Origin of the sequence: Bradyrhizobium sp. Ghvi, from assembly GCF_900115265.1 — a bacterium.
Lineage (GTDB): Bacteria > Pseudomonadota > Alphaproteobacteria > Rhizobiales > Xanthobacteraceae > Bradyrhizobium.
Window position 1 is genome coordinate 1 of the sequence record NZ_FOVU01000023.1, and the last position, 13,741, is coordinate 13,741.

At 59.0% G+C, this 13,741-nt stretch carries 16 protein-coding genes and 4 pseudogenes; 14 read left to right on the plus strand and 6 right to left on the minus strand.

Features of this window, described 5'->3' with window-relative positions:
* Nucleotides 1-83 precede the first annotated feature (83 nt).
* On the minus strand, nucleotides 84-329 hold the full coding sequence (locus tag BM374_RS36110; protein WP_092303553.1) for a hypothetical protein: 246 nt from the start codon (nucleotides 327-329) through the stop codon (nucleotides 84-86).
* A gap of 231 nt (nucleotides 330-560) precedes the next feature.
* Between BM374_RS36110 and BM374_RS36115 the strand changes: the two genes are divergently transcribed.
* Nucleotides 561-1,274 (plus strand): Crp/Fnr family transcriptional regulator, encoded by a 714-nt coding sequence (locus BM374_RS36115; protein ID WP_092303555.1) that lies wholly within the window; start codon nucleotides 561-563, stop codon nucleotides 1,272-1,274.
* A 573-nt stretch (nucleotides 1,275-1,847) separates the two neighbouring features.
* Here the strand turns inward: BM374_RS36115 and BM374_RS36120 are convergent.
* Nucleotides 1,848-2,171: an H-NS histone family protein gene (locus BM374_RS36120; RefSeq protein ID WP_092303557.1), complete on the minus strand. Its 324-nt coding sequence runs from the start codon at nucleotides 2,169-2,171 to the stop codon at nucleotides 1,848-1,850.
* A 353-nt stretch (nucleotides 2,172-2,524) separates the two neighbouring features.
* Nucleotides 2,525-3,118: a transposase gene (locus BM374_RS36125; protein WP_283807112.1), complete on the minus strand. Its 594-nt coding sequence runs from the start codon at nucleotides 3,116-3,118 to the stop codon at nucleotides 2,525-2,527.
* A 289-nt stretch (nucleotides 3,119-3,407) separates the two neighbouring features.
* Here BM374_RS36125 and BM374_RS36130 point away from each other — a divergent pair, with 289 nt between their 5' ends.
* From BM374_RS36130 to BM374_RS36160, 6 genes and pseudogenes are all read left to right on the plus strand, one after another.
* Entirely contained in the window at nucleotides 3,408-4,304 is an 897-nt protein-coding gene (locus tag BM374_RS36130; RefSeq protein ID WP_177248782.1) for an ABC transporter substrate-binding protein, read from the plus strand.
* A 1,059-nt stretch (nucleotides 4,305-5,363) separates the two neighbouring features.
* Nucleotides 5,364-5,522, plus strand: a complete 159-nt coding sequence (locus BM374_RS36140) for a hypothetical protein (RefSeq protein WP_244552834.1) — start codon at nucleotides 5,364-5,366, stop codon at nucleotides 5,520-5,522.
* A gap of 690 nt (nucleotides 5,523-6,212) precedes the next feature.
* Nucleotides 6,213-6,428 carry a DUF6894 family protein gene (locus BM374_RS40405; protein WP_092303561.1) on the plus strand — a complete coding sequence of 72 codons (216 nt, stop codon included), beginning with the start codon at nucleotides 6,213-6,215 and terminating at the stop codon, nucleotides 6,426-6,428.
* Between the two features lie 354 nt (nucleotides 6,429-6,782).
* Nucleotides 6,783-6,963, plus strand: a pseudogene (locus BM374_RS36150) (DUF3072 domain-containing protein).
* Between the two features lie 299 nt (nucleotides 6,964-7,262).
* Nucleotides 7,263-7,682, plus strand: coding sequence for a ribbon-helix-helix domain-containing protein (locus BM374_RS36155; protein ID WP_092303563.1), 420 nt, complete (start codon nucleotides 7,263-7,265; stop codon nucleotides 7,680-7,682).
* Between the two features lie 4 nt (nucleotides 7,683-7,686).
* Nucleotides 7,687-8,859, plus strand: coding sequence for an extracellular catalytic domain type 1 short-chain-length polyhydroxyalkanoate depolymerase (locus tag BM374_RS36160; protein WP_092303565.1), 1,173 nt, complete (start codon nucleotides 7,687-7,689; stop codon nucleotides 8,857-8,859).
* A gap of 20 nt (nucleotides 8,860-8,879) precedes the next feature.
* Here BM374_RS36160 and BM374_RS36165 read toward each other — a convergent pair whose 3' ends face one another.
* Together BM374_RS36165 and BM374_RS36170 are read right to left on the minus strand one after the other, a co-directional pair.
* Nucleotides 8,880-9,077: a hypothetical protein gene (locus BM374_RS36165; RefSeq protein ID WP_092303567.1), complete on the minus strand. Its 198-nt coding sequence runs from the start codon at nucleotides 9,075-9,077 to the stop codon at nucleotides 8,880-8,882.
* Nucleotides 9,078-9,281: 204 nt separating this feature from the next.
* On the minus strand, nucleotides 9,282-9,488 hold the full coding sequence (locus BM374_RS36170) for a cold-shock protein (RefSeq protein ID WP_210188625.1): 207 nt from the start codon (nucleotides 9,486-9,488) through the stop codon (nucleotides 9,282-9,284).
* Nucleotides 9,489-9,670: 182 nt separating this feature from the next.
* On the opposite strand from BM374_RS36170, the pseudogene BM374_RS36175 reads away from it, so the two are divergent.
* Nucleotides 9,671-9,772: pseudogene (locus tag BM374_RS36175) on the plus strand (TetR/AcrR family transcriptional regulator); the annotation flags it as partial.
* A 103-nt stretch (nucleotides 9,773-9,875) separates the two neighbouring features.
* Here the strand turns inward: BM374_RS36175 and BM374_RS36180 are convergent.
* A pseudogene (locus BM374_RS36180) lies at nucleotides 9,876-10,737 on the minus strand (integrase core domain-containing protein).
* Nucleotides 10,738-11,336: 599 nt separating this feature from the next.
* Here BM374_RS36180 and BM374_RS38270 point away from each other — a divergent pair.
* From BM374_RS38270 to BM374_RS36215, 6 genes and pseudogenes are all read left to right on the plus strand, one after another.
* Nucleotides 11,337-11,552: a hypothetical protein gene (locus tag BM374_RS38270; protein ID WP_143270336.1), complete on the plus strand. Its 216-nt coding sequence runs from the start codon at nucleotides 11,337-11,339 to the stop codon at nucleotides 11,550-11,552.
* Nucleotides 11,553-11,822: 270 nt separating this feature from the next.
* Nucleotides 11,823-11,948 (plus strand): hypothetical protein, encoded by a 126-nt coding sequence (locus tag BM374_RS40060; RefSeq protein WP_283807111.1) that lies wholly within the window; start codon nucleotides 11,823-11,825, stop codon nucleotides 11,946-11,948.
* Nucleotides 11,945-12,220, plus strand: a complete 276-nt coding sequence (locus BM374_RS36200) for a hypothetical protein (RefSeq protein ID WP_092303577.1) — start codon at nucleotides 11,945-11,947, stop codon at nucleotides 12,218-12,220. Before BM374_RS40060 ends, BM374_RS36200 begins: the two co-directional genes overlap by 4 nt.
* A gap of 175 nt (nucleotides 12,221-12,395) precedes the next feature.
* Nucleotides 12,396-12,756 (plus strand): annotated as a pseudogene (locus tag BM374_RS36205) (hypothetical protein).
* 256 nt (nucleotides 12,757-13,012) lie between these two features.
* On the plus strand, nucleotides 13,013-13,228 hold the full coding sequence (locus BM374_RS36210; RefSeq protein WP_092303621.1) for a hypothetical protein: 216 nt from the start codon (nucleotides 13,013-13,015) through the stop codon (nucleotides 13,226-13,228).
* Between the two features lie 120 nt (nucleotides 13,229-13,348).
* Nucleotides 13,349-13,558 (plus strand): DNA ligase-like domain-containing protein, encoded by a 210-nt coding sequence (locus tag BM374_RS36215; protein ID WP_177248783.1) that lies wholly within the window; start codon nucleotides 13,349-13,351, stop codon nucleotides 13,556-13,558.
* The last annotated feature ends 183 nt before the right edge of the window (nucleotides 13,559-13,741 follow it).

Here is a 13,741-nt window from a genome sequence, read left to right on the forward strand (position 1 = left end):
CACCTTTTGAAAAACGGGGATAGCCGAACGCTGCGGCATGGAAACTCCAGTGAGAAGGCATCGTTGCGATCAGGACTAAAGGGCTACTTATCGTCTTCGCTCGGGAAGGGTTCGCAGGTTTTGCGGCCAAGGAATGTATCCGGCGCAGGATCGCGCAATATTCGAACAGTTTTGTAGATCAGCTCCTGCGATTGTGCGATGGCGTGCCCATCTTCCTCTAACGAATGCCGGACTGCCACGGTCTGCGCCTTGGCTGATGCCTTCAGGCGCTTTGATCTCTTTGTAAGCGTCAACTCACGCATCGCACGAGCTAACTCGCCGTCCGACATAGGAACTGCTCTTGCTGTCAACGACGGATGCTGACTAGTCCTCGTAACGGTTAGAGCGTCCACCAATCTTTTCAGGACAGAAATTCGTTCCATCGAATTAAACCTTCACAATTCCGAGTTGGAAATTGGAACCATCCAAGCAATCATAGCTTAGGCGAGTTAAATCGGCTCGACGTACCAAATGATGCGACGATATGATTTTTGGGAGTTTGCTTGGATAGTCCCCAACAGATGTTGGTCCGCAATTTAAGGGAGCACTCCCGGCTGGCCGACGATGACATCGACGAAATCCGCAGCTTTTCGATTACGACCCGTGAGCTTGCGGCAGACCAGGATTTTGTCCGACAGGGAGATCGTCCAGAGGTCGCGGTGCTGGTAGTATCCGGGATGCTCGCCCGCTATCACCTTCTGGAGGGTGGGCGCCGACAATACCTTTCGTTCCACATGTCCGGCGATCTGCCAGACTCTCAAGGGCTCTTCATCGACAGAATGGACCACGCGCTGTGCGCGCTTGGCCCAGCAACCGTCGCATCGATCCCGCACAAGCAGATACTGAAAGCCTTTGCGCGGCGTCCCTCGTTAGGCATCGCGATCTGGAGGGAGACGCTGGTGGATGCCGCAATCTTCCGGGAAGCCATAACTAACAACAGTGCGAGGGCAAAACAGACGAGAATGGCCCACCTCTTCTGCGAGTTGTTCTATCGCGCACGTGTTTCCGGACTTAACAGGGGGAACAAGTGCTCAATCCCGCTAACCTTGGTTCAGCTCGCCGAAACCCTCGCTATGGCTCTCGCCACTGTCAATCGGACACTTCATCAGCTGCGCGCCTCCGGCACCATGGAATTTCATGACGGCGAACTGGTGGTTCTAAAATGGCGCGAGTTACAAAAATTAGGCGACTTCAATGCGGATTACCTTCATTTGAAGAAGCAGTTGCCGATCTAAAAGCAGGTCGCCTTTGCGTCAAAATGCGCAGAACTCAGGTTGAACAAATCTGGTCCGCTCAGCCGTGATGAGCGGACCTCCGCAGACCTGGCGCAACTTCTCAGATGGGTCAGAAGCCTTCGTCGCTCGCTTTCTCGCGGATCACAATTACGCGCAGTATGTCGTACCGCGATCTCGACCTATCAAGCACCCTGCCGTCGTTCAATGCCCGGCAAGCAACATAGCACAGACGACATGGCAGGCGCCCGGCGCGGCTGCACTTGGGGAGTGATCCATAGGGCCGAGCTGGAACGATCTCTCGTTCATCCACCATACATCCGACACGGCGCAATACTTGCTACGGTGCGGGGAGGCCGAGTAGTGCGTGCGGAGTTGTTCCCAGATGGGACGAAAGGTCCGGGCTTCAAAGAAGCAGAAGCGTGTTACGCCGGACCTACTAATCCTGGCTGCTGAGCTTGAAAGGCTGAAACGAAAGCGCGCATCAATCCCCGACCTCGAAAAACTCTGGAGCGAAGTGCAAGCACTCCGAATGCAAGTTAGAAAAGCCGAAATGAGACGCCAGCACTGAACCGGCTACATCGCGGCCCGGTCGATACGTAAGTCATCGATCCGTTTTCCGGACTTCAACAGGTTTGTTACCCAGCGAGGCTGCTTACCGCGCCCGGCCCAAGTCTCCGATCTATTTGACGGGTTTCGATACTTTGGAAGAACCTTGGGATAGCGCCGTTGGGCGCGGACGGTATTCGGCGCAACGGCGCGGCCGAGCTTAGCCAACCGCTCCTCTAGCGTCTTTTGTTTCGCCGCGAGTTTGGCTGGGAGTATGGCCTCGGTCTGGCGGTAGAGATCCCAAAGCTGGTCGATGGACATCTGCGCCAGCGCATCACTAGACAGTTTCATATCTTGCTCCCTTCAGGAGAAGACCCCCGAAAATTAGGTTCCGACATTGGAACTTTTTTGAGGCTTTTTAGCGCCTGATCCTCGTTGAGTCGGTGACCCTTCGGGGCACGACTAGTCTCTGCGACGTAGTGCTTTGTTGGCTCCACACCATAGTGGATCCTGATTGGGCCGCCTTTGATTTAACGCAAGACGATGCCCGCGCTCAGGGCGCCCCATACGCTGGAGCCCGATCTATTCTGGGACGCATCTCCATCCGCGCGCTTTGGGCTAACGTCAGCCACAGGCCGATTCCGTTGAAAAAGGCCGGCAGTATTCCGCTGTAATCGTTGAACCGGGACGAGATCGAGGTGGTCCTATGCTGGCCTTGCGACAGGCATCGCGATCAGCTTGGCTATCTTCCGGAGGTTCTGCGGGGTGGCTGCGAGAGTGAACTCGTCGCGTGCGCCGTTTGGGCCTCGCAATCGTAAACGGTCGAGCTTGAGAATGCGCTTGAGGTGCGCGAACAGCATCTCGATCTTCTTTCGTAATCGACGCGAAGTACGCCCCTCCCATGATCGTGCTATCTCGCGCGCCAGGTTGCGAGTGCCCTCATAGATCGAGCGAGACACTTTGCGGACGAAGTCCTTGGGGCAGCAGCGAACCTTCAAGGCGCAGTCGGTGCAATCGTGCCTGCTCGCGCGGTAGAGCATCGCTGCGCCATCGTTCACCAGTGTTCCGGTTGTGGTCAGCATCTTGCCACCGGGGCAGGTATAGACGTCGCTAGTGTGGTCGTAGGTGAAGTCCTCGCGCGAAAAGGTCCCGTCCGCGCGGGCCGACTTGTCGAACACGGTCACGTGCGGCTCGATCCCGTGCTCGTAAACCAACCAGCCGAGCATCTCGGCCGAGCCATAGCCGCTGTCGCCGAGGAGCCGCGTGGGGTAAAGGGTCGCTAGCAGCAGCGCCTCCAGCGCGGCCTGCCACTCCGGCTAATCGTGCAAAAGTTGGCCCCCCTGTGGCTGAGAAGCGTCCACACAGGGAAGCCAAACTGGAAGTCGTAGCCGCCCGGCCTAGCCGACGCGATTGACGCGGAACGGGCTTCCGGCAACCACTCCTTCTTTTTTCCTATCGGAAATGAGACCGTGTGTATAAACTGCAGCTTCGGATTGATCGCAATCGCCCATGAGACGACGTAGCGCTCTTGGTATTCTCGGTAGCACCGCATTATGGTCGCTTGCTGCGCGTGGGCAAAGGCGAGCGATGCCTTTGATTGGTTTCCTTGGCATTTCCAGCCTCGCAGACCAACACCCCCGCGTTGGCGCCTTCGTCCGGCGCATGCACGAGCTTGGCTGGTTCGAGAACCAGACGATCTTAATCGAATATCGATGGGCCGAGGGCCGGACGGAGCGATATTCCGAAATCGCAGCCGAGTTTGCAAAGCTCAGAGTGGATCTCGTCGTGACCGCGGGTACTGGGCCGGTACTGGCCGTCAAACAGGCGGCACCTGAAATCCCTATCGTGTTCGCGATAGCGACTGATCCGGCCGCAACAGGCATCGTCAGTAGCCTTGCCCATCCCGGCGGCAATGCCACCGGCCTGTCTTACCTCGGACCCGACCTTGCGGGCAAGCGCGTGGAGTTGTCGCGCGAAGTTCTCCATGGCCTATCCCGGCTGGGAATTATGGCCAATCGGCTTGCTCCCGGTCCGATGCTTGAGCTGCAGGAGGTCGAAGGCGCTGCCATCAAGCTCGGAATGGCAGCCACTCTCTTCAAGATTGCCGCAGTCGATGACATCGACGCTGTGTTCACATCATTCAAGGACCGATACGATGCGCTGTATGTATGCTCCGATCCTCTAGTTAACACTGGGCGTTTTCGCATCGTCAGTCAGGCGCTTACCGCGCGCGCACCAACGGTCTTTGGCGAACGCGACAGTGTTAGTGCCGGAGGGCTCTTCTCCTACGGTCCAAACGTTCCTGACATGTATCGACGTGCTGCAGATCTCGTTGACAAGATACTTCGCGGCACCAAGGCTGGGGAAATTCCAGTCGAGCAACCCACCAGAATTGAGTTCGTGATCAATCTCAAGACCGCAAACGCGATTGGCCTGAACATTTCGCCAATTATTCTGGCGCGAGCTGACGAGGTTATCGAGTAGGTGACGCGCCCGAATCGGTGAAGGTGCTGTTGATTGCGATCTGAGAGATGGAAAAGCGCATGTGGCGGGATACATCCGCGGCGTGAAGCACGGCAGGTTCATTATTCCGGCTAGTCCCATTTCGCTCCCCCAATCTTTTGCTTCTGCTTCGGCGAGTTGCCTCGGATGCATGCCGCGAACACCCAGAGCTAGGATGTGTGTCGTTCTGGTTGTGAGGCCGACCAACATGCTCAGCTGATTTGTTAAAAATGCAATTCCGCCTGTAGGGGAATATTTGCCCATCTGCGCCTTGATGACGCTCGCCGTCGACCATGGAGCGTCTAGCGATGGGACAAAGGATCCAAATTTTGAAGCGGGCACAAGCGTTGCCCGATCTCGTGAAAATGCTTCAAGAGCTCGAGGAGTTGCGAGAAAAGGTCCGGCTCGCCCGGGCCGCGCGGGTGTTGCACTGAGGCTAGTCCATCCTCTCTTCCGGGGCGCTTCGGCGCGTTAGGAACATATTACCCGGGGGCGCGTCCTACAGGCGCAATCGATCCTGCTGGCTTGTGGGTCGACGATGGACAAAACACTCGCTTACGCCATTTCTGCAATCATTGTGAGCTTCGGTGTCTGGATCCTTATTGCTGGCGTGGGCTCCAGCTCGCCGGCCCTGTGGACGGTCGTAGGGTTGGTCCCCATTACGATCGGGCTGATCAGCGCCCTCGGACCCTCATGATGGCTTTTCGTTCGTTTCCGAAGCGGAACGATAGCCGCGCTACTCGATTTGTCCTACGAAGAGGCAACCGCCGAGTCGAGCGCGCCTTCCTGAGCCAATTGACTTCAGAGCCGTGAACCAGCACTCCGCTCTTTGATCACGAACTCGTCGCCCGGCTCCTAGAGCTGCGATTGGTCGAGGCTATCTCACTGCCCTCCGGCGATACTGAATATCGAATTACCGCGGAGGGACGAGCGGCTTTGCAAACCTGGTGAAATCTTGAGCTAGGTCAGCGCGTCTGCATTTTCCGAATCGGCGAGGTGTGCTCGCTCTCGTCCTGAAGTTTTAAAATGGTGAGCCATAGAGTGAGCCACTTCGTCTCAATGCTCCTGCTTGCCGTCGCCCTCACCTTGACTTTGTGCTTCGGGCTGGCAGCCTGGCGCCTATCGGCCGGCAATGACGTCGACGTCACCGCCACGATTCCGCATCTGGAATACGGCTGGCGGTCGAGGCCGAACGACTGAGGGCCTTGCGCTCGCCCTCCGGTTGCGGAATCCTGCCGCTCTTGCGGGGAGGACAATCAATGTCGCTTGACATCGAACAACTGAAGATCTGATGCGAATAGCTACGGCTGGCGGCGGCTTCACGATCAAGGGCGGGCCACGAACCACGGAAGATTTGATGCGGATAGCCACAGCGGCAAGCTCGAAAGCATGCCGCGTGACCTTTACGGGCGTGGGTCCGCGGACGACAGAAGACCTCATGCGAATTGCTACGGCGAGAAAGGGATGCTTTGAATTCGCCTAGTCACGGTCGAAAAATGAATCATCGTGCAGTACGGCCAACTCGACTGCAATGTCCGGCCGTAAAATCGATAGTGCGCGGCGGAGCGATTGGCCTGTACCAGAGGGCGGGCCAATACTATCACGAGCTCGCTGATGACGTGCGCGCCGTAATCGCAGCGTTCGATCTTGCCGCTTAGGCGTTCTGCAACGCCATTGAACAAGCTAGGGCACCTGGAGCCTTAAGCCGACTTACGTTGCGACTTGCCGCTAGTTTCTTCGCTGCCGCCTCTTCAGCCACCCTCCATTCCGGCAATCGGCATCGGCATCTCCTTCTGACGGGTGGGTGACACCAGCTTGTAGTTCTGCACTGCAGAGCGAGGGCTAAAGTCTCTTTAGGAACGATTGAATTGCGATGGCGATTACGCGTGCATGCCGAAGTATCGTTTCGATTTGATTGGTGAGCTTGCAGCGTGTGACATCACTGGTCACGAGTGCATGAACGACACAGAAGCCCGGCGTGACGGCGACCTATTGGCGCATAGGCTCGTATCGGAGAAACCGAGCCTGCTCAGCGATAGGAACTTCATCATCGTACGGAATGACAAGGGCGACGAGATCTATCGCGCACCTTTGGTGTTGCATTAGCTTCCGCGATCACAGAGCAAATGCCGCAGCATTTGCCAAATCACCTGCTCGCCAGCCTTACCTCATCAACCCATCAGGGCCGTCCGGCCCCCGAGCGCTCTCGCGTGCGAGGCGGATGAGCACTCCAATAAAAACGCCGCCCGTTTGCATCTTTGCGCGGGCGGCGGATTTCCAGCCCCTGGTGGGAATGGCAATTCCCCTGTGCCCCTGCACCATGCCAAGGTTTTGTGTCACCTAGCCGGACACCTGCCGAGGCGAAAATGCGACACCCGCGGCAATAGCGCGGCCCCACCGAAGTAGAACAAATAAGGAACAAAAGCTCAAGTGTATTGTTGGTCGGAAAAGGAGATCAGCATGGCCGACAACACTGAAAAGGACCCTAAAGACTGGGTTTCCGGAAATGACCCAATGACCGGCGCGCAGCAATCCTATCTAAAAACTCTCGCCGAGCAGGCCCACAAGCCACTAGGATCTGACGAAGGCGGAGGCGTCTGAGATGATCGACCAGCTCCGGCAAAAAGCGGGTCTGGAATGATCGCGACGCCTTCAGCCATCGCCCGAGGTCGGCGATGGTGCTTGTCCTGTCGCAGGCCGCTAAATCTCCGGCACAACCGCTCCATGCGCGCTGGCTCGGGGATGTCGTGCTGATTGCGGACCATGCGAGGTTCCGCGTGTCCCACCAAAATTTGATGAATCGCCCCGAGCGCCGGTTCGCAAAGGCGGATCCAGGATATCGCGGCGGTCCGTATATCACGCGTTGCGGGCACGCGCCCTTGACCCCCCAACGCTCCATCCATATACCATCCAAATGGATGCTATGTGGATGGTAGAGCGATGCCGGGCAACGTTCACGAAATTCGACCAAAGCCGTCCGACACGGAAAAAATCACGATCAATCTTGGCTTTGTCGATCTCGGTCAGGTCGATTTGATGGTGCAGGAAGGCTTCTACTCGAACCGCACGGATTTCATCAGGACCGCGATCCGCAACCAGCTCGAACGCCACGCTGATGTGGTCAAGCAATCCACGGCGCGAAAGAGCTTGGACCTGGGCTTGCGAAACTACAGCCGCGAAGATCTCGAGGCGACGCGGCGGGCGGGCGAGATGCTGCACATCAATGTTCTTGGCCTTGCCACTATCGCGCAGGACGTCACGCCCGAGCTGGCCCGCGCGACGATTGCATCGGTCTCTGTGCTGGGGGCCCTGCACGCCAGTCCGGCGGTCAAGTCCGCTCTCGCCGACAGGACGAGGTAAGGTCATGCTGAACCAAGACATCATTCGCGAAGCTACACGCCTCACACGCTCGGGCCAACTCGTCGAAGCCACCTCGCTGCTTCAGCGCATGCTTCGGGGCGAAAAAGAGCGGGACGCTACCGCACCGATGAGTGGCCAGCCCGCCCTTGCTGCAGGAAGAGAGCCGCAGACCATCGACGCCAAGGCGAACGCCGCCGAGACGAGGCGTCCGCGTCGGGCGGCCCAGCCGGCAGTGGATATCGCCAAACACCTCCACGGGCTCGGGCTGGGAGGCGCCCTGCGGCGTGCGCCGCCTTCCATGGCGGACATCGTGCCGGACGGCGCCAAGTTCGTCGAAGGCGTCTACGCAAATGCCGCGGGAAGCCGCGCCTACCGGCTGTTCATCCCGAGCGGCTATCACGGACAGCCCATTCCGCTGGTGATCATGCTCCACGGCTGTACGCAGTCACCGGAGGATTTTGCCGCCGGCACGCGCATGAACTTCATCGCCGAAGAACAGACCTGCTTCGTTGCCTATCCCGCGCAGCGGGCGGAAGCAAACCAGGCGAAATGCTGGAATTGGTTTCGGCCGGCCGACCAGCAGCGCGGCACCGGCGAGCCCGCGCTCATCGCCGGCATCACCCGCCAGATCATGCGCGACTATTCGGTCAATCCGGAACGCGTCTACGTCGCCGGACTGTCCGCCGGGGCCGCGGCCGCGGCCATCATGGGATCGACGTACGGCGATCTGTACGCAGCGATCGGCATTCATTCCGGACTGGCTTGCGGAGTAGCCAGCGACCTTCCCTCCGCGCTGATGGCCATGAAGCAAGGCGGCGGGCCTGAGGCACCGCCGAGCGACGGCCCGCCCGTGCCGACAATCGTCTTTCACGGCGATCGCGACGCCACGGTGCATTCCAAGAACGGCGCTCGGATCGTACGACAATCGATCGGCGGATCCCGCACGAAGATAAAGGTGCATCGCGGGCGGGTACCTGGAGGACATGCCTACACCCGCACGGTCCACGCCGACGCCGGCGGGCGCGGAATCCTCGAGCACTGGGAAATCCACGGAGCCGGACACGCATGGTCAGGAGGCAGCCCTGCCGGCTCCTACACCGATTCGGACGGACCGGATGCGACGAGGGAGATGCTGCGTTTCTTTCTCGAGCACTCGCTGCAGCGGAGACGAGACTAGCTTCGCTGCGGACGCAACGATCAGGACTTGGGCTTGTGTTCGACGGCCGCCTCGCGAGCCAGCCGCTCCGCCTTCAGGCGCTCCCGGTTCGCATAGAACGCCTGTTGGTCGCGCTCATACTCCGAGGCCGGCACCTTGGCACCTGTGTCTCGAAACACCTTTCGCGCTTCCCGCTCGGCCGCGGCCGGCCTCGTACGCTCCGATGGGCGATTGCTCATTGCTCCCTCCTTCGGGCGCTAACGGTCCTTGCGCTTTGCTGCGCATTTGGACCGCCAACCTAGGGGGTAGATTTTCCCCGGCGGGGCTTTTGGGGAGCCGGGGGCATGGATTCGACGCGTCGCGAAGCCCTTAGTTCCAATCCGTTCACGTTTCTCAGGCAACTTGTGTTGCGGCTTGGATCGGCAATGGACGCGCTCTTCCCGTCAGCCGATCCGCAGATCCTCCGCCGACATTTTACCGGACCGGCCTGCCCTCAGCTCGTAGCTGATCCGCGCGCCTTCAGCCAAGCCCGTGTAGCCGGCTTTCTCGACGGCGCTGATGTGCACGAAGACATCTGAGCTGCCGTCATCAGGTTGAATGAAGCCATAGCCTTTCGTCGTGTTGAACCACTTCACCTTACCCATCGCCACGTCAATATCTCCGATCCAAAAGGTATTATCGCGAGATTGATCATAACCTGGCCATGGACGCATGATTGTTCGATTCCGGACATAGCAGCGAGCCGGATCACATATTCGAGCGCAGGCGCCGCCAACTGAGGCTGCCGGGGACGTGCGGAAAATCAACTTGGACAGTACCGGGCTCACCAATAATTGCCGAGGTCGCCGGCGTCAGCGTTGGCTCGCTCTATCAATATTTCCCTAGCAAGGAGGCGCTCGTCGCGGCCGTGATCGATCGTCACAACGAGAAGATTCATGCAACCCAATTTCTCGGCACTGAAACCACTCAACTTCTTAGTCGAGGTGGCAACCAGCATAGCCGCAGAAGTCTCAGGCCGCTGACCTGCCACTGAGTTTTCATCCGGTGGCGGTTAGAGTCTCGGGGTTTTGTACGCCAAGTGGCGCGGGTGGAGCAACGGACGATCGGCGGAGCTGGTCGGGGTTGCGCTGCCGGTCGTCCGTTGCGATGAGGTGGGCGGCATAGGCCGCCGGGGTCAGGTATTTCAGCGACGAGTGAGGCCGCTGGAGATTGTAGTCGGCAACCCAGTTCGCGATCTTGGCACGAGCATCGTCAAGTTCGAAGAACAGGGTCTCGTTGAGCAGTTCGTCGCGCATTCGGCCATTGAAGCTCTCGACAAAGCCGTTCTGCATCGGCTTTCCTGGTGCGATGAAGTGCCAGTCGATGGCTGCGTCCTTGCACCAGGCGAGCATGGCGTTGCAGGTGAACTCGGTGCCATGGTCGGACACGATCATTCCTGGCTTGCCGCGCCGCTCGACGATCGCCGTCAGTTCGAGGGCCACGCGCCGCCCCGAGATCGATGTCTCCGGAATGGCGCCCAGACATTCCTTGGTGACGTCGTCGACGATGTTGAGGATGCGGAGCAGGCCCGCCGTTCCGACAGGCTCATGACGGCCTGCAGATGCGCGACAGCAGCGCGCTTGGCGGCGGGCCCTACCATTTTTTTGAAAGGAGCTCGCGAAGGGCGGCTGCATCGAGCATCTGCTCGGCAAGAAGCTTCTTCAGCTTCGCGTTCTCCTCCTCCAGGGTTCTCAGCCGCTTGGCCTCGGAGACATCCATGCCGCCGAATTTGGCCTTCCAGTTGTAGATCGTCGCTTCGGAGATCCGGTGCCTGCGAGCCAGATCGGCCGTCTTCGCCCCGGCCTCATGCTCCTTCAACAACGCGATAATCTGCTCTTCCGTAAACCTTGCTCGCTTCATCTGTCCGTCCTTCTTCAGGCCGGACTCTAACTACTTCTGGAGGAAATACTCAGTGGCAGGTCACCGCCCGTGCGGCGATGCCGGCCTCGTCTTGTGAGCGGCGCGTTTCCGAGCCCTCGGGAGCGACGTTCTCTGCCGCTCTCGTTAATAAAATTGACTATTTATGTCTTATTTAATAATTCAATATTGGAACTTTAATTGAGGTGCACGGGCCTGAGCTTGGAGTCTCAATAGGGGCATCTGCCCAGGCACGCATCTTTAAGGGTAATCTGCAGGGACCGGGCGACATGGATCGAGATCACCTTGACGCGATGTCCATCGATGAGCTGTGGGCGCTGCACACCGACGTGGATCAGATCCTAACGGTCAAGCTGATCGCAGCAAAGAGCGACCTTGAGGAGCGGCTTAAACAGCTCGGTCGGAGAGCAGACTGGAAGGGACGGATAAAAAGGAACGACAGAGCTCGCGTTATAATTCGTGATTAATTTTGGATTAAATCCGTTATTTTTTTTGATCTGCATGTGATTTAATTGTGGTCTCGCTACAAAGCCCGGTGCGGCCCTCCTACTCCTTTCCCGGCGCACGCGGAAGGTCCGGCCATGACTGATATCCATTTCCAGAATTCCCCATCCTCAATGCGATCGGTCGCTCCATTCGAATGGGCCAACTTGCCCGAGGCGGGCAATCGCGGCGGTCGAGCGGATGCCGCTGCCGCTGTTCTTCGGCACCGCTTCGAAGCGCTCGCTGCTCAAATTGCGGAGTTGGAAGCACTTCGCGGACGCGTCCTTGAAGCTGAGCAGAAGATCGCCTCTTGAGCTGAACAACGCAGCCGCCTTCCTTCAAGAAGCTCCGCCCCCATCCACATCAGAGTGACCAGCTGGCTCTGCTAGGGAGCGCCACGGCGCCGAACGCGCAAAAACAGCACAGAAAAAAAGATAATTAGAAGTCGGTCTGATTGACTGATACACGCTTTGCTACACACGTCCGAAAGCCAATTTGTTCTTGCTGCGTTCACGTGCGATAACGCGGCGATCACGACAAACCCATTCCTCATCCGCATCATCCCGCACGAAGAGAGCATCGAGGTGCGCCTCTCGACCTATTTCTATTTCGATGACAATCCCGGCCGGCGCAGCATCAACGGTCGTTTAAGCCGCGAACAGGCTGAAGCCACCGCGCGCGCCGAACGCGACAAGCTGGGTCAGGCGTGACACATGAAGCACGTCGAGGCCCGCCCTACGCCGATCCGGACGCCGCCGCGCGCAAGTTGCTCGAGCTCGCCGCCGGCGTCGTACCGATCGACGGCCGCATCCACATCGAGAAGATCAACGCGCCGTTTCTGTCGAAGACCGGCTGCAAGGCCACGGGCGCGGAATTCGCAACCGGGCTGCAGGGCGCGATCGACAAGGGCTGGCTTGAGCTGCGTGAGAGCGGCACCTTCGTGAAGCTCACTTCACCGCCTGAGAAGCTGCTCGCCAAATAGGAACTTTGGAATCGAAGGCCGGTTCTGGCTCGCCGCCGAGCCGGCGTCGCGGCCCCCGGCCGATATCCCCCCAAGCCCCTGCAGCCGGGCCGCGCCTGTCCTTCGGAACCTTCCACGCCGACTCGCTTCTCTACTCGCTGATTCTAAGCTCTGGTCGGTCAGTGGAGTATCCGTGATGCGTTCCTCGCCATCTATCGTGCCGGCCGATCGCCTCGACCGGGACATCTACTTGGTGCTTGAGGATTTCGGCGCGCGCCGGCTGCGCCTGGCGCGAGACCGACGAGGCCGATACCGATCTCGAGAGTGTTCTTCGGGATATCCTCTCCGGCCAATACGCCTACCCCTTGCGAATCGTGTGCTTCAATCCGGTCGAGGGCTGGTCGCGCGACGCGACCTCGGACGTTGCCGACGCGCTGGCGGAGCGGGCTGCTCAGGCCCGCGTGGAGATTTCGCCGGCGCTGCAGGACTTCATCAACGCCAACGCCACGCGCCGCTTTGACCTGCAGCTCGCCCTACCCGTGCGCGGCGTGGCCTGATGGGTGGCAAGCCAGTTGGCTGGACCGCCCGTGACGAGCGCGAGCCCTTCTCCACTGTCCGGTCTGCGGCAAAATGCTTGATATGCGCGATCTCGCCGAGGTGATCAGCTGCATGATCAGGAGATCGAGGAAGAACCGACACAGCACTAGAAAATCCGGCGCCGGCAGAAGATTGCGGAGGCCATATGGACCCTTAGCAACTCCTCGAATGGGCCGAGCGTTGACTACCGCTCGTTGCACTTCGTGGAGCGCTTTGATGGACAGGATCTCGATCTACGATGAATTGAGCCGCGTTGAACGGGATGTGGTCGCAGGAGAGCGTCAGCTCGCAGAACAGGAGCGGCTGGTTTTGGAATTGAAGCGGCAAGGTGAAAACACTGCGAACGCGGAGGCGGAGCTGGAACGCCTGCGTGAATGCCAGCGGCACCGTGATCGGGATCGCCAAAGGCTCCTATCACTCCTGCAGCCCTGAGACAGTAAAAGCGCTCCCTCGAAGCCGACCTATAGCGTCCAGCTCACCTACCAGACCGCGAGCGACGTCAAATCACGCGCAAGATTCGCATATTTGCGGCCGCATGACTATCTCGCATCCATGTCCCGCGTGTTCGAATTCTGCCTGCCCACCAGCGCCAAAGCCGTACCCGATGGCCCCAACTGGTTCCATGAGATCAAGTACGACGGCTATCGGCTGCGCGTCGAGCGGAGTTGCCGAAACGTGCGGCTGATCACGAAGAACGGCCACAACGAACGGCCACAACTCGACCGATCGATTTCCGTGCATCGTGCAGTCCGCGCTGCGTAATCGCGAGCAGCGGTTCATCGTCGACGGCGAGGCAGTGATGCTCGGCGTCGACGGCCAATTGGCGTTTACGTAGATCGATCGAGACGAGAAGCTGAAGCAATGAAACTCGCTCGATGAGTCTCTTCGGCCGTGCAGCTATGGCGGGTGCTGATCGGTCATTGCTGAGCCAGTCGGCAGCTCGTC